This is a genomic window from Ruegeria sp. CRTD044 (assembly GCF_059613485.1).
The window spans coordinates 513,443-535,123 of sequence record NZ_JBXWSP010000004.1; the positions used below are offsets into that span (position 1 = coordinate 513,443).

Annotated in this window: 20 protein-coding genes; 15 read left to right on the forward strand and 5 right to left on the reverse strand. The window is 61.4% G+C overall.

Annotation, left to right across the window (positions count from 1 at the left end):
* Positions 1-48: 48 nt before the first annotated feature.
* Both AC2FNL_RS05505 and AC2FNL_RS05510 read right to left on the reverse strand, forming a co-directional pair.
* Entirely contained in the window at positions 49-3,837 is a 3,789-nt protein-coding gene (locus AC2FNL_RS05505; RefSeq protein ID WP_496832772.1) for an efflux RND transporter permease subunit, read from the reverse strand.
* Complete coding sequence (locus tag AC2FNL_RS05510; protein WP_093962453.1) at positions 3,834-5,060, reverse strand: efflux RND transporter periplasmic adaptor subunit; 1,227 nt, start codon at positions 5,058-5,060, stop codon at positions 3,834-3,836. Before AC2FNL_RS05510 ends, AC2FNL_RS05505 begins: the two co-directional genes overlap by 4 nt.
* 226 nt (positions 5,061-5,286) lie before the next feature.
* On the opposite strand from AC2FNL_RS05510, the gene AC2FNL_RS05515 reads away from it, so the two are divergent.
* From AC2FNL_RS05515 to AC2FNL_RS05535, 5 genes are all read left to right on the forward strand, one after another.
* On the forward strand, positions 5,287-5,958 hold the full coding sequence (locus tag AC2FNL_RS05515) for a hypothetical protein (protein WP_496832773.1): 672 nt from the start codon (positions 5,287-5,289) through the stop codon (positions 5,956-5,958).
* 46 nt (positions 5,959-6,004) lie between these two features.
* Positions 6,005-7,327 carry a PQQ-like beta-propeller repeat protein gene (locus tag AC2FNL_RS05520; RefSeq protein WP_170337998.1) on the forward strand — a complete coding sequence of 441 codons (1,323 nt, stop codon included), beginning with the start codon at positions 6,005-6,007 and terminating at the stop codon, positions 7,325-7,327.
* Positions 7,328-7,375: 48 nt separating this feature from the next.
* Positions 7,376-8,830 (forward strand): ribosome biogenesis GTPase Der, encoded by a 1,455-nt coding sequence (gene der, locus AC2FNL_RS05525; protein WP_170438848.1) that lies wholly within the window; start codon positions 7,376-7,378, stop codon positions 8,828-8,830.
* A gap of 163 nt (positions 8,831-8,993) precedes the next feature.
* Positions 8,994-9,980, forward strand: a complete 987-nt coding sequence (locus tag AC2FNL_RS05530; protein WP_496832774.1) for a fatty acid desaturase — start codon at positions 8,994-8,996, stop codon at positions 9,978-9,980.
* A 90-nt stretch (positions 9,981-10,070) separates the two neighbouring features.
* On the forward strand, positions 10,071-10,634 hold the full coding sequence (locus tag AC2FNL_RS05535; protein WP_496832775.1) for a helix-hairpin-helix domain-containing protein: 564 nt from the start codon (positions 10,071-10,073) through the stop codon (positions 10,632-10,634).
* Positions 10,635-10,691: 57 nt separating this feature from the next.
* Here the strand turns inward: AC2FNL_RS05535 and serS are convergent, their stop codons facing one another.
* Both serS and AC2FNL_RS05545 read right to left on the reverse strand, forming a co-directional pair.
* Complete coding sequence (serS, locus tag AC2FNL_RS05540) at positions 10,692-11,984, reverse strand: serine--tRNA ligase (RefSeq protein ID WP_496832776.1); 1,293 nt, start codon at positions 11,982-11,984, stop codon at positions 10,692-10,694.
* Positions 11,985-12,069: 85 nt separating this feature from the next.
* Positions 12,070-13,731 (reverse strand): mechanosensitive ion channel family protein, encoded by a 1,662-nt coding sequence (locus AC2FNL_RS05545; RefSeq protein ID WP_496832777.1) that lies wholly within the window; start codon positions 13,729-13,731, stop codon positions 12,070-12,072.
* Between the two features lie 203 nt (positions 13,732-13,934).
* On the opposite strand from AC2FNL_RS05545, the gene yajC reads away from it, so the two are divergent.
* The 10 genes from yajC (at position 13,935) to AC2FNL_RS05595 (ending at position 20,901) form a co-directional block, all read left to right on the forward strand.
* The gene (gene yajC / locus AC2FNL_RS05550; RefSeq protein WP_093962445.1) at positions 13,935-14,222 is read left to right on the forward strand and encodes a preprotein translocase subunit YajC; all 288 of its coding nucleotides are present in this window, start codon (positions 13,935-13,937) and stop codon (positions 14,220-14,222) included.
* Between the two features lie 33 nt (positions 14,223-14,255).
* Complete coding sequence (gene secD, locus AC2FNL_RS05555) at positions 14,256-15,917, forward strand: protein translocase subunit SecD (protein ID WP_496832778.1); 1,662 nt, start codon at positions 14,256-14,258, stop codon at positions 15,915-15,917.
* A 1-nt stretch (position 15,918) separates the two neighbouring features.
* Positions 15,919-16,887 carry a protein translocase subunit SecF gene (gene secF / locus AC2FNL_RS05560; protein WP_093962443.1) on the forward strand — a complete coding sequence of 323 codons (969 nt, stop codon included), beginning with the start codon at positions 15,919-15,921 and terminating at the stop codon, positions 16,885-16,887.
* Positions 16,880-17,626 (forward strand): TSUP family transporter, encoded by a 747-nt coding sequence (locus AC2FNL_RS05565; protein ID WP_496832779.1) that lies wholly within the window; start codon positions 16,880-16,882, stop codon positions 17,624-17,626. Before secF ends, AC2FNL_RS05565 begins: the two co-directional genes overlap by 8 nt.
* Before the next feature lie 8 nt (positions 17,627-17,634).
* Positions 17,635-17,988 carry an Mth938-like domain-containing protein gene (locus AC2FNL_RS05570; RefSeq protein WP_496832780.1) on the forward strand — a complete coding sequence of 118 codons (354 nt, stop codon included), beginning with the start codon at positions 17,635-17,637 and terminating at the stop codon, positions 17,986-17,988.
* Positions 17,989-18,113: 125 nt separating this feature from the next.
* Positions 18,114-18,728: a heme ABC exporter ATP-binding protein CcmA gene (gene ccmA, locus AC2FNL_RS05575; RefSeq protein ID WP_093962440.1), complete on the forward strand. Its 615-nt coding sequence runs from the start codon at positions 18,114-18,116 to the stop codon at positions 18,726-18,728.
* Positions 18,725-19,381, forward strand: a complete 657-nt coding sequence (ccmB, locus tag AC2FNL_RS05580) for a heme exporter protein CcmB (RefSeq protein WP_093962439.1) — start codon at positions 18,725-18,727, stop codon at positions 19,379-19,381. The genes ccmA and ccmB overlap by 4 nt, the downstream gene beginning before the upstream one ends.
* A 59-nt stretch (positions 19,382-19,440) precedes the next feature.
* A complete protein-coding gene (locus AC2FNL_RS05585; RefSeq protein ID WP_005982368.1) occupies positions 19,441-20,214 on the forward strand; it encodes a heme ABC transporter permease in 774 nt (257 codons plus the stop codon).
* Positions 20,211-20,369 carry a heme exporter protein CcmD gene (gene ccmD, locus AC2FNL_RS05590; protein ID WP_005982370.1) on the forward strand — a complete coding sequence of 53 codons (159 nt, stop codon included), beginning with the start codon at positions 20,211-20,213 and terminating at the stop codon, positions 20,367-20,369. Before AC2FNL_RS05585 ends, ccmD begins: the two co-directional genes overlap by 4 nt.
* The gene (locus AC2FNL_RS05595) at positions 20,362-20,901 is read left to right on the forward strand and encodes a DsbE family thiol:disulfide interchange protein (protein WP_496832781.1); all 540 of its coding nucleotides are present in this window, start codon (positions 20,362-20,364) and stop codon (positions 20,899-20,901) included. The genes ccmD and AC2FNL_RS05595 overlap by 8 nt, the downstream gene beginning before the upstream one ends.
* Before the next feature lie 8 nt (positions 20,902-20,909).
* On the opposite strand, the gene AC2FNL_RS05600 is transcribed toward AC2FNL_RS05595, so the two are convergent.
* A complete protein-coding gene (locus tag AC2FNL_RS05600) occupies positions 20,910-21,611 on the reverse strand; it encodes an SDR family NAD(P)-dependent oxidoreductase (RefSeq protein WP_496832782.1) in 702 nt (233 codons plus the stop codon).
* Positions 21,612-21,681: the final 70 nt, after the last annotated feature.

The following is a 21,681-nucleotide window of genomic DNA, read 5'->3' on the forward strand; positions in this document are numbered from 1 at the left end:
GGTTGCGGACAAAGAAATTGGGCCGGCGATTGCCGGCCCTTCGTCGTTTTACTCTGCCGCTTTCAAGGGCGCGCCCGGCGGCGTTTCGTCCTGGCCCTCGGCAGCGGTCCCATCCGGGCGGTCCGGTTCTTCGGTCCAGATGATCTCGGTTGCCTGCATCTGGCGGGCGGTGCTACCAATGGCCATGTCGCGGGCGATCTGGCTCGACTTGCCCGCGGTGACCCGCGCCAGAAGCCGGCCCAGCCATATGGCATAAGTGGTCACCCACACCCGCAACGCCAGGAACGAGGGCGTCACGATCAGGGTCAGAACCGTGGCGATGCCCAGGCCGAACACCACCGCCGTCGCCAGCTGTTTCCACCACAGCGCGGTGGGGCTATTGATCGAATAGCCACCGTTGATGAAGTCCAGTGACAGGCCGAACATCATCGGCGTCAGGCCCGCCATCGTGGTCAGCGTGGTCAGCAGAACCGGACGAATCCGCGCCTCGGCCGTGCGCACGATGGCGTCGATCCGGGGCATGTAGCGGCTGTATTCCTGGTAGGTGTCGATCAGAACGATGTTGTTGTTCACCACGATCCCCGCCAGCGCAACGATGCCCGTCCCGGTCATGATGATCGAGAAGGGTTGTTGCATCACCATCATCCCGATCAGCACGCCAGTGGTGGACAGAACCACCGCCAGTAGCACCAGCACCGAGTTGTAGAACGAGTTGAACTGCGCCAGCAGGATCACGAACATCAGACCCAGCGCGGCCAGGAAGGCGCTGGAGAGGAAGGCCTGGCTTTCGGCCTGGTCTTCCTGGTCTCCGGTCCATTCCCAAGTGATCGTGTTGGCAAAGGGCTGAGTGTCCAGCCACTCGGTCAGTACCGCGATCCGCTCGTTCGGGTTGATCAGCGTCAGGCGGGCGTCGCCGTCATCAATGGCGGCCTGCACCTCCTGGAGGGTTTCGGCGCCGGTCAACTGAACCAGAGAATAGGCCGTACCATCGGCACCGTTGACCGTCGCACCTTCAGGTTCCGAGCCTTCGGTCACTTCGCGCACCACGGCCAGCCGCTGTTCTCCGTCCGGGGTGGCGATCACCACTTTGCTCAGGCTGGGTTCCACATCGGCCTTGACGTCGTAATAGCGCTCTTGATCCACGCGGTTGATTTCGGCCAGCTTTGCCACCGGTTTGCGGGTGATGAAGTTCGACAAGGGCACCAGCCCGTCCGGTGTACGCACTTTGAGCGTATCCAACGTTGACAGGACCCGATCCTGATCGGGCAGGCGAACGCGGATCTCGATCTCTTCATCCACGCTTTCGGGGCGCATTTCGCCCAGCAGGATGCCACGGGTCACCAACTGCACCATCGCGCCCACGGTTGCCACGTCGGCCCCGAACCGGCCGGCCTTGGCCACGTCGACGTCGATCTGCCAATCGATGCCGGGCAAGGGCAGGGTGTCCTCGATCTTGATCAGGCCTGGGGTGTTTTCGAACACTTCGCGCGCGGTCAGCGTGGCGCCGGTCAGGTCGTCCCAGTTGTCGCCCTTGATCCGCAGGTGCACGGGCTTGGCCGATGCCGGACCCTGTTCCAACGGCAGGATCTCGACAACGAAACCCGGCAGCTTGGCCAGTTCGGCGTTCAACTGCTCGATCACGAAATCGCCGTCATAATCTGGTGCAACTGTTTGCTTCTCGAACAATCCGCCTGCGACAGGTTCTGACACGTTCGGGCGATCCTCCCACGGGATGATCTCGAACTGCACGCGGCCCACCGTGTCCGCCGGAGCCTGCGCCCCGCCGTTGTTCTGGTTCAGGCCGCCTTCACCGGCGAACGAGAACACGTTGATCACCGCCGGATGTTGGCTGATCACCTGTTCAGCCTCAAAGACCAGCGCGTCTTTTTCGGCCAGCGACAGGTTGCCCCGCGCACGGACATAGGCGGTGGCCTGTTCCGGCTCGCTTTCGACGAAGAATTCAACACCGCGGTTGTTCTGACCGTACATGGTCATCACCGTCATCACCGCAAAGCCTACCGCCACGATCGAGACGATCGGCATGATCGGATTGCCGACCAGGAACTTGATGACATAGCCGAAGGGCGTATGCTCCTTGGCTGTGTGGACACGTTCGTCCGGCTTGCGCTCGATCCGGGCTGCGCTCAGCGTGACCGATCCGGCGAAGGCGCCGAACAGGAACAGAACCGCGCCCAGCAAGAACCCTCCGCCTGCGCCTTCCGGCAACAGGTAGGTGGGATTCAGCAGCTGCATTGCGCCCAGGAAGATCATGTAGACCGAGGGTGGAACCATGACGGCACGCGCCCACCAGGGCGTCCGCGCGCGCAACCAATCCGAACTGCGGTCGAACACGCGGCTCAACCGGCCCGAGACACCGCCCATCACCGGCAGGTAGATCAGCGCCACGATCAGAGAGGCCGACAGAACGAAGATCAGCGTAACCGGCAGCATCCCCATGAATTCACCCGGAATGCCCGGCCAGAACAGCATGGGCAGAAAGGCACACAGCGTCGTGGCGGTTGACGAGACGATGGGCCAGAACATCCGCTGGGCTGCCTCGACATAGGCGTGCATCGGGCCGACGCCTTCCTTGATGCGTTTGTCGGCATACTCCACGACCACGATCGCGCCATCGACCAGCATCCCCACCGCAAGGATCAGGCCGAACATGACGATGTTCGAGATGCTGACGCCCATGATGGCCAGGAACGCGAAACACAACAGGAACGAGGTCGGAATCGCGAAGCCCACCAGCAGCGCCGCACGTGTACCCAGCGAAGCCAGAACCACGATCATCACAAGCGCGATGGCCGTCAGAACCGAGCCTTCCAGCTGGCTGACCATCGAGCCGACGATGCGGCTCTGGTCATTCGAAGTGCCGACATTCACGGCAGCCTGCAGCTCGGCCGGCCACTTGGTCTCGGCCTTGGCGACGGTCTCTTTCACCTGAGCCACGGTGTCGATCAGGTTGAAACCCTTGCGTTTGACGACCTGCAGCGCCACGGTCGGTTCGCCGTTGAACCGGGCGGTGCCTTCGCGGTCTTCGAAGGTATAGTTGATCTCGGCTAGTTCGCCCAAGGTCACGACCCGGTCGCCATTGACCTTGATCGGCAGTCCATAGACATCCTGTGCGGTCTTGAAGGAGGAGGGAATCTTGACCGAAAACGCACCCTGTTCGGTTTCGACCTCACCAGCGGCGATCAGCTGGTTGTTGTTCTGCACGACGTTGATCAGCTCGGCCGCGGTGACGTTGTACGCCTCAAGCCGCAGCGGATCGATGACCACTTCCAGCATTTCATCGCGGTTGCCGGCAATCCCGGCCTCAAGAACCGAATCCAACGCCTCGAGTTCATCCTGCAGATCCTTGGCGACCCGCGCCATCGTGCGTTCGGGCACGGCACCCGACAGGTTCACGATGACGATCGGGAATTCCGAGAAGTTGATCTCGGTCAGCGTGTATTGCTCGGCGCCTTCGGGGAAGTCTGCCTGCGCACTGTTCATCGCGTCGCGCACGTCAGCGGTAATGGCTGTCTTGTCCCAGCCAAAGTCGAACTCCAGTGCGATCCCCGCATAGCCCTCGGCGGCGGTGGCGGTCATCTCCTTCAGGCCGTCCAGATCCGCAAGCTCGGTTTCCATCGGCTTGATCAGCAAGTTTTCACTGTCTTCGGCCGAAATGCCCGGAAACTGAACCGACACGAACAGGGCCGGAATCTCGATGTCCGGCTCGCCTTCTTTGGGCAGGCTGACATAGGCAAACCCGCCGATGATCAGCGAGATGGCAATGAATGCCAGAACCATTCGGGCCCTGTCGGCGGCCCAGCTGACTATGCCCGTCATTGGGAAACGTCCTTATAGGTGGGCGCTACGACCACACCGGCGGTCACGAACTCTTGTCCGACCACGATGATGTCTACGGTTTCCGCAAGACCGCCGACCCAAACACCGTCGGCCGTATCGCGCAACAGGCGGATGGGTACGAAATCGACGATATTACCGGCTCCGACCGTCCGAACGCCTAGCTGGCCTTCGTTGTTCAGCGTCAACGCCGATTGCGGCAGCAGGTGAGCCTTGGCGCCTTCGGCCGCGATGCGGATGCTTGCGGTCTGCCCGTCCCGGATCAGAAGCTCGGGGTTCGGGACGGTGACTTCCACCTCGAACGTGCGTGTGGTTTCGTCCGCCGAACGGCTGAGGAAGGTCACACGGCCCTCGACCTGCAATCCGGTCACCAGTTGTGCCTGCGCCAGAGCGCCGACGGTGACACGGTTCACTTCGGTTTCGGGAACAAAGCCGACCAGCTTGATCGGATCAAGCTGGATCACGGTTGCGCACAGCGATCCGGGCTGCATCAGGCTGCCCAATTCGGCGGCATCGCTTTCCAGAAGGCCCTGAAACGGGGCCTCGATGGTGATGCGGTCCAATTCCAGTTCGGCAGCCGCAACCGCCGCTTCGGCGGCCTCGATGCCGGCTTCGGTGGCCTTCAACTCGGCCTCGGCCGCCTTGATACCGGCCTTTGCGGTACTCATCTCGGCCTCGGCCGCGATCCGCCGGGTTTCGGAGCCGAAGCCAGTTTCCGACAGTTTGCGGGCTGCAATCAGGTTTATTTCGGCCTCGGCAACGCGCGCATGCGCTTCCTCCAGCCGTGCTTCGGCTTCGGGCACACGGCTTTCCGCCTCCAGCTTGGCCGCCTTGGCTTGGGCAAGCTGTGCCGGGCGTGAGCCGGGATCCAATTCGCACAGCAGATCGCCGGCCTCGACGAAGGTGCCCTTACGCTTGGGTTCCGAAATGACGGTTGACGTGGTTTCCGCCAAAACTTCGACCTGACGGATTGCTTTGGTTTCACCGCGCAGCAAAACGGCGCTGTCGATTTCGCGCGCAGTGGAGCGCAACGCTACAACCCCAACGGCCTGCACGGCCGAGGCGTCGTTTGCCTCAGCGCCAGCGTCAGACTGGCTCGCAGCATCTTCGCGACCGGCAAATGCAAACAGGGCATCGCGCTCGAAAACCACGAAATACAATGCAACGATGACCAATGCGGCGTTGACGAGGGATATCAATCGCATGCCGTCATTCTCCTTAAAATATTATGTCCGCACAAATGCCGGTGGGCACGCAATGACATGGGGGTGTGCGTGCGCGAAGTCCATACTGAACTGAATAGTTCGGTTTGTTTTTTTTCGCAAGAGCGCCCTGACGCTGAGCAATTGTGCGTTTCGGGTACTTGGCTTGCTGATGGCGCCGAGGTATGACATGGCGCCAGAAAGCTGAATGCAACGCCCGGGGGCAGTAATGAGCGACGTCGACAGTTTCATTGATGAGGTCACCGAAGAGGTGCGCCGCGACCGGCTCTACCTGCAGCTGCGTCGATGGGGCTGGGTCGGTGTTCTGGCCGTTGTTCTGATCGTGGGCGGCGCCGCTTTCAATGAATACCGCAAGGCGCGCGATGCCAGTCAGGCCCAGAAGCTGGGCGACGATATTCTGGCCGCGATGCAGTTGAACGACGCTGCCGAACGTGCGGATGCGTTGGCGCAGGTCACGGCCAATTCGGCCGGCGAACAGGCTGTTTTGGGCTTTCTCCTCTCGGGCGCAATGACCGAGTCGGGATCGGTCGAACAGGCCGTTGAACAGCTGAACGCGATTGCGGTTCAGGGTGATCTGCCGGAAATCTACCGCTCGATCGCTGCCTTCAAGGCCCTATTGTTGCAGTCCGAAACCATGCCCGCCGCCGAGCGCCGGCAACAGTTCGAGGCACTGGCCGCTCCGGGCGCGCCGCTGCGTCTACTGGCAGAAGAACAACTGGCCCTGATCGACCTCACCGATGGTGACACTCAGGCCGCGCTGGAACGTCTGCAGTCCATCCGTCAGGATGCTGAGGTCAGTGCCGACATCCAGCAGCGTGCAACCCAATTGATCGTCGCGCTGGGCGGAACGCCCGAACCGATCACCGCACAGCAGGGTTGATACGCGGCCCATTTCAGTGAACCAAGACAGGCGAGTTCGGAGTTTCATGGCAAAAAGACTATTTTCCCGATTTGGTTTGCCGGTCGCAGCCCTGGCGCTGACGGCGCTGAGCGCCTGCGAGGAACCCGAAGTGATCCTGCCGGGCGAGCGTGAAGACATCCGCCCGGCCCAGGATCTGGAAACCGTTCAGACAACCGGTGCCAAACCGATCAGCCTGCCGGCCGCAAAGCGCAACGCCGAATGGGCGCAGAGCCCGGGAACCGCGGCTTTCCGTACCACCAACGCGGCGCTCAGCCCCGCGCCGCAGCGCATCTGGTCAACCTCGATCGGGGCCGGCGACGGGCGCAAACAAAGGATCACCGCTGATCCGGTCGTCGCAGGTGGCCTGATCTACACCCTGGACGCGGCGGCAACCGTTTCCGCGGTCTCTCCTCAGGGGCAACTGGTCTGGAGCACAAACCTCGTCCCCGCCACGGATGGCGAAGAGCAGGCAACCGGGGGCGGCATCGCCTATGCAGACAACACGTTGTACGTTTCGTCCGGTTTCGGCCGTCTGACCGCTCTGGATGCGCGCACCGGCGGAATTCGCTGGCAAAAGAAACTAAACGCGACCGGTAGCGGAGCGCCGCTGGTTTCTGGCGGCCTGCTTTACCTTGTGGCGGGGGATCAGACTGGCTGGGCGGTTGATGCAAAGGACGGGCGCATTGCCTGGCAGATCGAGGGCACGCCCAGCGTGGGCAACGTTCTGGGCGCTCCGGCACCAGTATTGGCGAACGAGTTCGCAGTCTTTGCGTTTGGGTCCGGTGATGTGGCGGCCGCTTTCCGCAAAGGCGGTATCCGTCGCTGGAACGCGTCTGTCGCCGGCGGCCGCAGGGGGCGGGCCGCAGCGCAGATTGTGGATGTGACGGGCGGCCCGATCGTATCCGGAAACTCGATCTACATCGGCAACCACTCGGGACGCACGGTCGCCTTCGACGCCAGCTCGGGCGAACGGATCTGGACCGCCTTCGAAGGCGCGGTCGATACCGTCTGGCCAGTCGGCAACAGCGTATTCCTGATCAGCGACCGCAGCCAGTTGGTGCGGTTGGACGTGTCAGACGGGTCTGTGGTCTGGGCCATCGACCTGCCGGGCTTCGTCAAGGACAAGCCCAACCGTCGCGGACCGATCTTTGCGCATTACGGCCCCATCATGGCGGGCGGACGTATCGTCATCGGCTCGAACGACGGTTATCTGCGGTTCTACAACCCAGTCGACGGCACGCTGGTGCATCAGGTCGAGGTTCCGGGCGGGGCGACAACGGCACCGGTCGTCGCGAACCAGACCCTCTACGTGGTTTCGACCAAAGGGCAACTGCACGCTTTCCGTTGACGACAAGATGCGTTAAAGGGCGCGTCTGAGTCTTGAAAGTTGAGTATCATGTCTTTGACCCTCGCCATCGTGGGGCGCCCCAATGTGGGCAAATCCACCCTGTTCAATCGCCTTGTGGGCAAGCGCCTTGCGCTTGTAGACGACCAGCCCGGCGTTACCCGCGATCTGCGTGAGGGCGAAGGGCGGCTGGGTGACCTGCGCTTCACCGTGATCGACACGGCCGGGCTGGAGGATGCCACCGACGACAGCCTGCAGGGCCGGATGCGGCGCCTGACCGAGCGTGCCGTGGACATGGCCGATGTCTGCCTGTTCATGATCGACGCCCGTGTGGGCCTGACCCCGACCGACGAGATGTTTGCCGAGATTCTGCGCAAGCGGTCCAAGCATGTGATCCTGGCGGCCAACAAGGCCGAGGGGGCGGCGGCGGATGCCGGTGTGCTCGAGGCCTACAACCTGGGTCTGGGCGAGCCGATCCGCCTGTCGGGTGAGCATGGCGAAGGCATGACCGACCTATATGCGGCGTTGATGCCTTTGGCTGACGCCATGGAAGAAAAGCAGCCAGAGGACGTTCCCCAAACGGATATCGATCTGGACGAGGATGGGGAAACCGAGGGCGAAGCCCCTGCAATTACTGCGGAAAAGCCGCTGCAGGTGGCCGTTGTCGGGCGTCCGAATGCGGGCAAGTCCACGCTGATCAACAAGATCCTGGGTGAAGATCGTCTTCTGACCGGTCCCGAGGCCGGCATTACCCGTGACGCCATCAGTCTGAAGTTGGATTGGGGTGGCACCCCCATGCGCATCTTTGACACCGCCGGTATGCGCAAAAAGGCCAAGGTGCAGGAAAAGCTCGAGAAACTCTCGGTTTCCGACGGCCTGCGCGCCGTCAAGTTCGCCGAAGTCGTGGTTGTCCTGCTGGATGCGGCGATCCCGTTCGAGCAGCAGGACCTGCGCATTGCCGATCTGGCCGAACGTGAAGGTCGTGCCGTGGTGATCGCGGTGAACAAGTGGGATGTCGAGGATAACAAGCAGGAGAAGCTGCGCGAGCTCAAGACCTCGTTCGAACGCCTGCTTCCCCAACTGCGCGGTGCACCTCTGGTGACCGTGTCGGCCAAGACGGGCAGGGGTTTGGAGCGGCTGCGTGATGCGATCCTGCGCGCCCACGATGTCTGGAACCGTCGGGTTCCCACCGCGGCCTTGAACCGTTGGCTGACCGCCATGTTGGAGCAGCACCCACCGCCAGCCCCCCAGGGGCGCAGGATCAAGCTGCGCTATATGACCCAGGCAAAGACACGCCCGCCGGGCTTTGTCGTCATGTGCTCGCACCCGGACAAGATGCCGGAAAGCTACTCGCGGTATCTGGTCAACGGTCTCCGCGAGGATTTCGATATGCCCGGAACCCCGATCCGGCTGACGCTGCGCGGGCAGGGGGACAAGAACCCCTACAAGGGGCGCCGCAAGAAAAACGCGGGTGCGCTGGCCAAACATCTCAAGGGCAAGGCGTAACTGCGCCAATTTTCAGCATTTTCGGGCTTGGGGCGTGACAGCCCCCAAGCATCGCGCTAGCATTCGCATGCGTGCATTCATTTCGCGCGCGATTTGCGCGTGCCAGTGACGTGCAAAATTTCGCAAGGACTATTGAACCGGACCATCGTGGGGAGCGGGCTGGATGGACCTGAGAGAATATACGAGACAGTACGCGGTGCAGGACAATCGGCTGGCCGGGCTCAGCTATTTCGGGACGTTCGTGGTGTATTTCGCATCGCTGACGCTGGCGATCGTCTATGTGGATCAGTGGTTCATCATGATCCCGGCTGGGATCGTGTTCGCCTTTTCGGCAGTGCGTCTCTATGTTCTGCAGCATGATTGCGGTCATCATTCGCTGTTCGAAACCCGACGGCAGAATGAATGGGCTGGCCACGTGCTGTCGCCGTTCACCTTCGCTCCGTTCGAAGTGATGAAACAGAACCACAATCTGCATCACGCGGGCATCGGCAATCTCGAGCATCGGGAGACCGGTGAAATCAACACGATGACATTGCGGGAATGGAATGAAGCGGATTGGAAAACCCGTCTGTTCTACAGGCTTTACCGCAATCCCTTCATCCTGGTGCCGGTCGGGGCCCTCTTCACCTATTTCATCCGCTATCGCTGGCCCAAAAACACGGTGCGGTTCGGCGTCCGCGGGGTCGTGCTGCACAACCTGTCCATCGTGGTTTTCCTCGGGCTGTTGTATTGGATTGCTGGCATGACAGGCATACTCGTCTGGCTGGCATTCTCGTTTCTCGGTGGAATGCTGGGTGTGTTTCTAGTGTATCTGCAGCACAATTTCGAGGACACCTACTGGGATCGCCGCCCGGATCTGGACCCGCAACTGGCGGCGCTTCAGGGCTCGTCAGCACTGGATTTCGGATGGTGGTTCGACAACGCGGTCGCTTGCATCACTCTGCATGACATCCACCATTTCAATGCCCGCATCCCGTCCTATCGGCTGCGCGCCTGTCACTACAATCTGCCACCTGAATACACACCCCGCCGGATCAAGTTTCCCGAGGCGGTGGCCGCGCTGAACCTGAAACTGTGGGATGAAGATGCCAAGCGGTTGGTTCCCTTTCCGCGGCAGGGTGAAACCGGTGAGTTGGCCCGGGGCAGTTAAGGACCGTTTTCCGAAGGTTGTGCAGAGCAAAGCCTTGCCTTGCTGCCTGTCGGACGTAGTTTTTAAGTTGGATCGTTTAGGAGTTTTGGAATGACAGCGGTGACCAAGGTTCGCGGCATCGGAGAAGCACTTGGCCGCGCTCTCAACGACAATGGCTTCAAGACGGCCGAGGACTTGGCCAAGGCCAAGCCGGCTGCGCTGGTCGCCGTTCCCGGTATCGGAGCGCGCCGGGCGCCCGGATTGATCGCCGCCGCCAAACAGGCCACGTCCGGAGCTGCACCCGTGGGCAAGACCCGCTCGCAGAAGGCCCCAACGCGCAAGGCGGCGCAACCTCGGACCTCAGCTGCTGCGCGCAAGGCCGAAGCAGAGGCCAAGATGGCATCCGAGAAAGCCGAGGCAGAGGCCAAGGTGGCGGCTGAGCAAGCTGAAGCAGAGGCCAAGGCCCGGAAAAAGGCCAAGGCCAAAGCCAAGGCCGAAAAGGCAGCGAAGAAAAAGAAAGAGATGGAAGCGGCGATCTCGAAGGCGAAGGAAAAGATAAAATCCAAGGCCAAGTCGAAAAAAGACAAGAAATCCAAGAAGGAAAAAGAGACGGTCAGCGGTAAGTCCAAGAAAGACAAAAAGGACAAGAAGGCCAAGAAAAAGGCAAAGAAGTAGTCACTTCCTTGCCTTGATCCGAAGCAATGCGGTCGCGGCTGGGGTGACCGCTTTATCTTACGCCAGCGTGCCGTCAGGCTGCAGGGTCAGCTTGCCGCCAAGATACGGCGAAAGCACCTCGGGTAGGGTCACGGTGCCATCGGCGTTCTGGCCGTTTTCCAGAACCGCGATCAAGCAGCGCCCCACCGCCAGCCCCGATCCGTTCAGCGTGTGTACGAATTCAGGTTTGCCCCCGCCTTCAGGCCGGAAGCGCGCATTCATGCGACGGGCCTGGAAATCTCCGCAGGTCGAAACCGAACTGATCTCGCGATAGGTGTTCTGGCCGGGCAACCAGGCCTCAATGTCGAAAGTCCGGCGCGCGCCAAACCCCATGTCGCCGGTGCACAAGACGACGGTACGATAGGGAATGCCCAGCTTTTCCAAAATGCATTCGGCACAGCGTAGCATGCGCTCCTGTTCGTCGTCCGATTTGTCGGGATGCGTGACCGAGACCATCTCGACCTTTTCGAACTGGTGCTGGCGCAGCATGCCGCGCGTGTCCTTGCCGGCCGAGCCCGCCTCGGAGCGGAAGCACAGCGAATGCGCCGTGTAGCGGCGCGGCAGATAACTTTCTTCGATGACGCAATTGTTGACGATGTTGGTCAGCGACACCTCGGAGGTCGGGATCAGCCACCACCCCTCGCGGGTTTGGTAGCTGTCCTCGCCGAACTTCGGCAGCTGGCCGGTGCCCTGCATCATCTCGGAGAGCACCAGAACCGGGCCATTCACTTCGGTCAGACCGTTCTCGTTGGTATGTGTATCCAGCATGAACTGCGCGAGCGCCCGGTGAATGCGCGCCACACCGCCCGACAGAAGCACGAAACGAGATCCTGCCAGCTTGGCCGCAGTCTCGAAATCCATGCCGTTTTGTACCGAGGCGATCTCGAAGTGTTCTTTCGGTTCAAAGTCATAGTCCCGCGGCGTGCCCCAGCGTTTGACTTCGACATTGTCATTCTCGTCTTTGCCGTCGGGTACGTCCTCGGCCGGCAAGTTGGGGATGCGAACCAACTGGTCAGTCAGAAGGGCGTCGATATCCTTGGCCTCGGTCTGCATACGGGCGATTTCGGCTTTTTTCTCGGCCACAAGTCCCCGGAGACGCTCGAACTCGGCTTCGTCGCCGCGCGCCTTGGCTGCGCCGACTTCCTTGCTGGCCTTGTTCTGTTCGGCCTGCGCCGTTTCGGCTGCCAGAATCTTGGCCCGACGGCTTTCATCCAGGCGCAGCAGGTCTGACGATACCGGCGCTTCCCCCCGGCGCGCGAGCGCGGCGTCGAAAGCTGCTGGGTTTTCGCGAATTGCGCGGATGTCGTGCATAGGTCAGATCCTTGGCAAGTGAATCACTAGGCCCGCTTATGCACCATCTGACCGGCAGGGTGTAGCACCGGGTTGGAAAATCGGCCTAGTTGTCGGTGTCTTCAACCGCTTCATGTGCCAGTCGACCGTCCCAGGGATGGTTCGGGATCTTCGGCGCGGGCGGGTCGGCAATGTAGGACGGCGTCATGATCTGAACACCGTTCTCGTTGAACACCTCGACGATGTTGCGGTGGAGGTCGGACTTGATCCGCGGGATCGAGTTGCCACGGGTCGTGTAGGCGTTGATCTGGTAGTTGATCGCGTAATCGGCCAGCGCGGTCCACAGGACAAATGGCTCGGGGCGGGCGCGAAGGCCATCGGTGCGACGGGCTGCCTCGATCAGCATGGCTTCGACCTTTTCGGGGGGCTCTTCATAGCCGATCCCGACCGTCGTGTGCAAAAGCAGGCCCTTGCCGTCGGTCTGCTTGGAAAAATTGACCACGTCCGAGTTCATCAATTGGGCGTTGGGGATCGAGATCAGCTCGTTCTTGATGGACTTCAGGTGGGTTTCCATAAGTTTGATCTGCACGACATCACCGATGTGGTCACCGATCTGGATGCGGTCACCGATCGACGTCGACCGGCGATAGATTACGAACAGTCCAGCCAGCATGTTGCTGACAACCGAGTTCGCGCCCAGCGAGAGCATTGCACCAACCAGGATGGTCAGCCCCTGAAAGGCCGCCGAGTCCGAGCCCGGGATGTACGGAACCGCAAAGACAAGGGCGATCAGGATCACCACGACACGCGCGATGTTGAACGTGGGATTGACCCAATGTTTCTCGAAATCGCCCATGTCGAAAGTGCCGGCCTCGACCGCGTCGAAGAACACCCGCATGCCTTTGATGATGTACATCGTCACCCAGGCGATCAACGCCAGCATGATCATGTTCGGGATATAGCTGAGAATACCCCGGAAAATCAGCAGAACCGGTTCGGTCAGGTAGGTCAGCAGCAGCTGCGCAAAGTACCGCGACTCGGCAAATGCCAGCAGGACGAACGACAGATAGTAATAGAAACCCAGAAAGAAGATGATCAGCAGGCCAAAATTCAGCCCGTATCGGATCAGTGCGGCAATAGCCTCGGCCTGCACGCTTTTGGCTGTAGCTTCCTCAACGTCCCTCAGGTATCGCCGGACAAAGATCAGCGTGCGTCGCCGAACGCGCCTGTGCAACCACAGGATCACCAGGACGAAGACGATGAACCCCAACGTCCACGCCGCCGCTTCGATCGCACCCGACACACGCGCCTCGTCCGTGCGGTTTGCCCGGTAAGCCATGACCGCGTCCCGGATGGCGTCGCCATGCAAGACCGTCAGGACGCTCAGTTCCATCTGCTCCAGCTCGGCATCGGCCTCGGTGACGATGGTGACCATCTGCCCGTCCGCCAGGATGCGGGTGCCTATCTCGGTGTCCTGATAGGCGATGTCGACATCCGTGGCATCCGAGGATTCGGCGACCTTGATGATCGCGTCCTGAATGTTCTCGGCCCTTTCCGGAGCGGGCAGGGCGCTGGAGCCTCGAATGTGAAACAAGGTGTCGCCGTCAACGATGACCGGAGCCATGAAGGTCTCGGCGGCGGCGCTGTCGGCTTCGGGTACGTCCTGCGGGGCATCCTGTGCCATGACAGGCACCGAAAAGGCCCAAGCCGCGAACAGCATGGACAGCAAAACACCCAATGGAAATGGGGCCTTGACGAAACTCCGCATGGGTCCTCCCTGACTTTGACTATACCCAAAGCCCCGTACCATCCTAGTGGATATCTGCGGTGTAATTCATCATCTTCGGGGATCGTGACACTGTTGCACGGCATGCCAAGTCGGGCATCGCTTGCAAAGGTTGATTTCAAGGCATAGTTTCCCGGCAAATTCGCGGTGCTCACTCCGCGACCTCAAGAAAAAAGGAATGTCCCATGGAAGGTGGCGCAATCGCCCAGTTTCTCCCGCTCATCCTGATCTTCGCGATCATGTACTTCCTGCTGATCCGTCCGCAGCAGAAGAAGATGAAGGAACATCAGGCCATGGTCGAGGCAGTGCGCCGCGGCGATCAGGTCGTCACTCAGGGTGGCCTCATCGGCAAAGTGTCGAAGGTCAAGGAAGGCGAAAACGAGATCGAGGTCGAGATCGCGGACGGTGTCCGGGTTCGTGTGGTCAAGTCGACCATCGCTCAGGTGCTGAACAAGACCGAACCGGCGAAGTAATTTCGCGTCGCAACTTCCTGAAAAGGCAGGGTAATGCTGCAAATTGATACCTGGAAACGGGTCCTGATCTGGCTGGTCTGCGTGGTTGGCCTGCTGATGGCCCTGCCGAACGCGTTTTACACGCGGGTCGAACAATCGAACGACGCCAAGGCCGCCATCGAACTGGGCATCGACACGCCCGAGATGCAGGCGCAAGCAGAACAATGGCCCGACTGGTTGCCGTCGTCATTGGTCAACCTGGGGCTTGACCTGCGCGGCGGGGCGCATCTGTTGGCCGAAGTTCAGGTTGGCGATGTCTACGAGACCCGGATGGAGGCCATGTGGCCCGAAGTTCGTGATGCCCTGCGGGACGAACGGGCGACGGTCGGAACCATCCGCCGTCAACCCTCGGCCCCTGATGAGATTCGCGTTCGCATCAGCCAGCCGGACGGGATGCCAAGCGCTCTGGAAGCGGTGCGCGGGCTGGCCCGTCAGGTGCAGACGCTGACCGGCGTCGGCGCCACGGATATCGAAGTCAGCGCCGCCGGCGACACCCTGATCGTAAAGCTGTCAGAGGCGGAAAAACTGGCCTCGGATGATCGCACGGTGCGTCAGGCTCTGGAAATCGTGCGCCGCCGGATCGACGAGGTTGGCACTCGTGAGCCGACCATCCAGCGTCAAGGCACCGACCGGATCCTGATTCAGGTGCCCGGGATCGGCAGTGCCAGCGAGTTGAAGGACATCATCGGTACCACGGCGCAACTGACCTTCAATCCGGTCGTGGCCCGCGGCACCGATCCGGACGTCGTGCCCGGCGTCGGTGAAGAGGTCGTGCCGTCGATCGACGAAAACGGCGTGTACTACACCATCGAATCCGCACCCGTCGTGACGGGCGAGGAATTGGTCGACGCGCAGCCTTCCTTCGATCAGAACGGACGCCCGGCGGTCAGCTTCCGGTTCAACACATCCGGCGCCCGCAAATTCGGCGATTACACCCGTGACAATATCGGTGCCCCTTTTGCAATCGTGCTGGATGACGAGGTGATCTCGGCTCCGGTGATCCAAAGCCATATCCCTGGCGGTTCCGGCATCATCACCGGCAACTTCACCGTCGAAGAAAGCACGAACCTCGCTGTTCTGCTGCGTGCCGGCGCGCTGCCGGCGGGTCTTGAGTTCCTCGAAGAACGTACGATCGGCCCCGAACTGGGCCAGGACAGCATCGACGCGGGTAAGGTCGCCACCACGGTCGCTTTTGCAGCAGTCTTGATCTTCATGGCGCTCAGCTATGGTCTTTTTGGCGTCTTCGCCAACATCGCTTTGCTGATTAACGTCGGGCTGATCTTTGGGCTGTTGTCATTGATTGGCGCGACATTGACCTTGCCAGGCATTGCCGGGATCGTCTTGACGGTCGGTATGGCGGTGGATGCCAATGTGCTGATCTTCGAACGTATCCGCGAAGAGCTGAAATCGGCCAAAGGCCCCGCTCGGGCAATCGACCTGGGCTATGAAAAGGCCCTGTCGGCCATTCTGGATGCCAACATCACGACCTTCATCACTGCCGTCATTTTGTTCGCCATCGGCAGCGGCCCGGTTCGCGGCTTTGCCATCACTCTTGGCTTGGGCATTCTGACGTCGGTCTTCACCGCGATCTTCGTGACGCGGCTGATGATCATCATGTGGTTCGAACGGCGCCGCCCGAAAACGATCGAGGTTTGACATGAGACTGAAACTCGTACCCGAAAACACCTCGTTCGATTTTTTCAGCCGCTGGAAGCTGTGGCTGGGCATCTCGGGCCTGATGATGGTCATCGCATTCGCGTCGTTCATGCTGCAGGGTTTGAACTTCGGGATCGACTTCCGGGGCGGTACAACGATCCGGACGCAGAGCACGCAGGAACTGGACGTCGGAGTTTATCGCGACGCCATTGCGCCGCTGGGCCTCGGGGATGTCACCATCACCGAGATCTTCGACCCGACATTCGGGCCTGATGAGAACGTGGCCATGATCCGCATTCAAGCGCAGGACGGTGCCGAGTCTGTCACGGCCGACACCATCGCGGCAGTCGAAGGCGCCTTGCAGGCGGTAATCCCAGATATCCAGTTCGTTTCGGTGGAATCCGTGGGCCCGAAAGTCTCGGGCGAGCTGATCCAAACAGCCGTGATTGCTGTGGTTCTGGCGATCGGAGCGGTGCTGGTCTACATCTGGCTGCGGTTCGAATGGCAGTTTGCGCTGGGAGCGGTCGCCGCGCTGGTGCATGACGTGTTGCTGACGATCGGTATTTTTTCCGAGCTGCAGATCCGGTTCGACCTCGCGATTATCGCCGCGCTTCTGACAATCGTCGGTTACTCGCTGAACGATACTGTGGTCGTGTTCGACCGGGTGCGCGAGAACCTGCGAAAATACAAGAAGAAGGACCTGAAAGAAGTTCTGAACATCTCGATCAACGAAACGCTCAGCCGAACCGTCATGACGTCGGTCACCACGTTGCTTGCACTTGTCTCGCTGTATGTGCTCGGCGGCGATGTGATCCGCGGGTTCGTCTTCGCGATGATCTGGGGCGTGATCGTGGGGACCTATTCGTCAGTCTTCGTGGCCTCGACCATCCTGCTGTGGCTGGGGGTCAAACGCGATTGGTCCAAGCCGTCGAACACGGCTGGCAACCAGTTTGCCAATATTGATGCCTGATGTGTTCGGCCAATCCCCAACGGGATTGGCCGTCATCATTTTTGCAGCCCTCGCGGGTGGAATCGTTCGTGGGTTTTCCGGGTTCGGCACCGCGCTGATCTTTCTGCCGCTCTCGACGCCCTATCTTGGTCCGTTCGGGGCTTTGATCGCGTTGACCTGTATGGATGTCTTCGGGCCACTTCCCAATCTGCGCCGCGCCTGGGTTGATGTCGACAAACGCGATCTCGTGCGACTTGTCGTCGGGTGTGCACTTTTGCTGCCGGTCGGACTGTCGATATTGACCCGAGTCCAGCCTGAGGTTTTTCGCTACGCTGTCAGCCTCGTGACCCTGTTCATGCTGGTCGTGCTGATTTCGGGGCTGCGTTACAACGGCGCAGTCCGGCGCAACATGGTAACTGCCATCGGCGCTGCGGCAGGCTTTTTGGGGGGCATTGCAGGCATTCCGGGTCCGGCGGTAATCCTGTTCTACATGTCTCGCCCGTTGCCTGTGGCAGTTGTTCGGGCCACCATCCTGCTGTTCCTTCTGGCCTTTGATTTTCTGATCTTCGGGTATCTCGCCGCGTTCGGGCAATTGACTTGGTCGACTGTCGGGCTCGGGCTGGCGCTTGCCGTTCCGAATCTGGTGGGGAATTGGCTGGGCGGCTGGATGTTTCAGCCTGCGAGGGAACGGGTCTACCGCGTGATCGCCTATGCAGTCATCGCTGCTGCGGCCTTGTCGGGCTTGCCGCTTTGGGGATAGAAGATCACATGCGCCTGAATGAGATCACATATACCAACGCAGTTCCGATCGATGGCTATGGGCCCGGATTCTTCCGCATAGGCGGCGAGGTTCACGAAGGCAGTGTTCTGACAGGCCCCGGAGGCACCAGATCGTGGGGCGGTTTTGCGGACAGCGAGAGCCTTCTAGGGCTGGCCAATCAGGTTGATGTTCTGTTCATCGGCACCGGCGCCGATCTGTCTCACATACCATCTGATTTGCGGTCGACCCTCGAAGAGGCCGGCATCGGGGTTGAGATCATGAACTCGCCCGCCGCCTGTCGTACCTACAACGTGCTCTTGTCCGAGGGGCGCCGTATCGCTCTGGCCCTGTTGCCGGTCTGACCGCTTAATCCGGCCCCAAATATCCCCGGGAGCGTGAGGGGCTGGCCCCTCACATCCCACCCGCCAACAGGCCCTGCGGCAAATCCGTCCTTTTTCCCCCGCAACCAATCGGATAAGCGGGTCTCATGACACTGACCGTGACCGACCTTGCCATCGCCCGAGGGGGTGTGCCCGTGCTCGAAGGCCTCAGTTTCGCGCTGCCCCCGGGCAAGGCGCTGATCCTGCGCGGCCCGAACGGGATCGGCAAGACCACCCTTCTGCGTACGCTGGCCGGGCTGCAACAGCCGCTCTCGGGCCGGATCGAGGGGGCCGAGGACCGGATTGCCTATGCCGCCCATTCCGACGGGCTCAAACCCACCCTGACCGTGACCGAAAACCTCACCTTCTGGGCCTCGGTCTTTGGCACGCGCGACATTCAGCCCGCGCTGGAGGCCTTTGCCCTGAACGAACTGGCCGATCGTCACGCGGGCAACCTGTCGGCGGGTCAGAAACGCCGGCTGGGTCTGGCGCGTATGCTGGTGACCGGTCGCCCGATCTGGATGCTGGACGAACCCACCGTGTCGCTGGACAAGACCGCCGTGGCAATGTTCGCCGATGCGGTGCGGGCGCATCTGGGGCAGGGCGGCTCGGCCCTGATTGCCACCCATATCGACCTGGGCCTCGATGGTGAGGTCCTGGATGTTGGCCCCAACAAGGCGCGCCCAAAGGCGCTGGATGACTTCGACGGAGGCTTCCTGTGATCGCCCTGCTGTTGCGTGACCTGAAACTGTCCTTCCGCGCGGGGGGAGGGTTCGGCCTCGGGTTGGCCTTCTTCCTGATCGTCACCGTTCTGGTGCCGTTTTCGGTGGGTCCGCAATCCTCGCTGTTGGCGACCATCGCGCCGGGGGTGCTGTGGCTGGGCGCATTGCTGGCCTGTCTGCTGTCGCTCGATCGCCTGCTGGCCTTGGATTGGGAGGACGGGTCGCTCGATCTGCTGGCCACCGCGCCGCTGCCGTTGGAATCGGTGGTCACGATCAAGGCGCTGGCGCATTGGATCACCACCGGCCTGCCGCTGGTGCTGGCCGCGCCGGTGCTGGGGGTGCTGCTGAACCTGCCCGGCCCCGGTTTCGGCTGGCTGGTCGTCTCTCTGCTGATCGGCACGCCCGCGCTCAGCGTGATCGGCACTTTCGGCGCAGCCCTGACTGTGGGGCTCAAGCGCGGAGGCCTGCTGCTGTCGCTGCTGGTGCTGCCGCTCTATGTGCCCACGCTGATCTTCGGGGCCGAGGTGGCCCGTCGCGGTGCCACCGGGATGGAGGTTCAGACCCCGCTGCTGATGCTGGCCGGGATCACCGCCGCCACGGTTGCCCTTCTGCCTTTTGCCAGCGCGGCGGTTCTGCGCATCAACCTCAGATGAGTGGGGCACGTTGACCGATGTCAATTGAGATACACCCCGACTCGGACTAGATAAGGCCCATGTCGATAGCAGCCAAAGCCAACGCCCTGTGGGAATACGCCAACCCGCGCAAGTTCCTCGCCACCAGCGAGCGGGTTCTGCCGTTCTTCTGGATCAGCTCGGCCCTGTTTCTGGTCGTCGGGCTGGTGTGGGGGTTCTTCTTCACGCCGGATGACTACAAGCAAGGGTCGACCGTCAAGATCATCTACCTGCATGTGCCATCGGCGCTGATGGCCATCAATTGCTGGCTGATGATGCTGGTCACCTCGCTGGTCTGGCTGGTGCGTCGCCACCATGTCAGCGCGCTTGCCGCACGCGCCGCAGCGCCGATCGGCATCGTGATGACCCTGATCGCGCTGGCCACCGGCGCCATCTGGGGGCAGCCCATGTGGGGCACCTGGTGGGCCTGGGATCCGCGCCTGACCTCGTTCCTGATCCTGTTCCTGTTCTATCTGGGCTACATCGCCCTGTGGGAGGCGATCGAAGACCCCGACACGGCGGCCGACCTGACCTCGGTCCTGTGCATCGTGGGATCAGTCTTTGCCATTCTCAGCCGCTATGCGGTGAATTTCTGGAACCAGGGCCTGCATCAGGGCGCATCGGTGATGCGCGCAGGTGCGATCACCGGCACGGACACCACCGAGAAGGTCAGCAACGTGTTCTTCTACCCGCTGCTGACCTGCATCATCGGCTTCGTGCTGCTGTTCATCGCGCTGGTCCTGTACCGGACCGGAACCGAAATCCGCGCGCGGCGCATCAAGGCGCTGCTGGCACGGGAAAGGGTAAACGGATGATGCCTGATCTGGGAAAATACGCCGAAACGGTTCTGTCCTCATACGCGGCCTCGATCGTGCTGCTGGTGGCGCTGGTGGTTTTCAGCATCCTTCGCGGTCGCAAGGTCCGGGCCGAGATGGAAAAGATCGAACAGAGGATGTCGCGCAATGGCTAAGATCTCGCCGTTGATGATTGCTCCGCCGCTGATTTTCGGAGCCTTTGCAGTGTTGGCTGCCATCGGCATGTTCCGCGAAGACCCCAACGCGCTGCCGTCGGCCCGCGAAGGCCAGCCCGCGCCGCCCGTTGTCCTGACCGAGTTTCCGGGCAAGCAGGGGTTCGACGACGCAACCCTGCGCGACGGCCAAGTCAAGCTGGTGAACTATTGGGCCAGCTGGTGTGCGCCCTGCCGTGCCGAGCATCCGAACCTTGAGCAACTGGCGCAGGAAGGTATTTCGGTCTACGGCATCAACTACAAGGACAAACTAGCGAATGCCGATGCGTTCCTGGCTGAGCTGGGCGATCCCTACGCCGCCATCGGGCGCGATGAAAATGGCCGCATGGGGTTGGACTGGGGCGTCTACGGCGTGCCCGAGACCTACGTGATCGATGGTGACGGCACGATCATCTTGCGGTTTGCCGGCCCGATCACCCAGCGCGTGATCGAGAGTACTATCCGACCCGCATTGGAAAAAGCCGCCGCGCAGTAACGCCGAGGCTAAAGGCGATACCCGCCAGAGACGGTCAGCACCTCTCCGGTGATGAAGGACGCGTCTTCGGATGCGAGGAAGCGAACTGCGCGCGCGATGTCTTCGGGGGTGCCAACACGCCCCAGCGCGGTGTTCTGAACGAACAAGTCGGTCAGATCGTCGGGTCTGGGGGCTTCGGGGATATTGATCGCTCCGGGCGCCACCGCGTTGACGCGAATGCCGTCCGGACCCAATTCTTTCGCCATGGCGCGGGTCCAAAGGTTCAGCGCAGCCTTGCTGGCCCCATAGGTCGCGGCGTCGCGCGGGGGAAGCTGGGCATTGACTGACGAGATACTGACGATCGACGCTCCCCGCTGCAGGTGAGGCAACGCGGCAGCCAGCAGCGCGGCCGGAGCCAGCAGGTTGAGATCAAGAATGGCCCTGTGGTCCTTTTGACTGAACCGTTCCTTCGGCGTGGCCTGAACCAGCCCGGCATTGTTGATGATCACATCCAACCGGCCGAACCTGTCGATGACGCGGCGCACCACGTCTTCTGGCTGACCTTCTTGCGTAAGATCGCTGTGCAGGGTCAGGGCCGGTCGGTCATCGGGCAAGGGCTGCGGTTCGGTCGTGTGCCACGTCAGGGCGACGCGATGATCCACGGCCAGATCAACCGCGATGGCCCGGCCAATTCCGCGAGCACCACCAGTTATCAAGGCAACTTTTTCCATGCCCCCAGCAGACCGCTTATCTGCACGGAACACAACGCGATAGTGGCTAGACCTGAAACGAAAAAGGGCG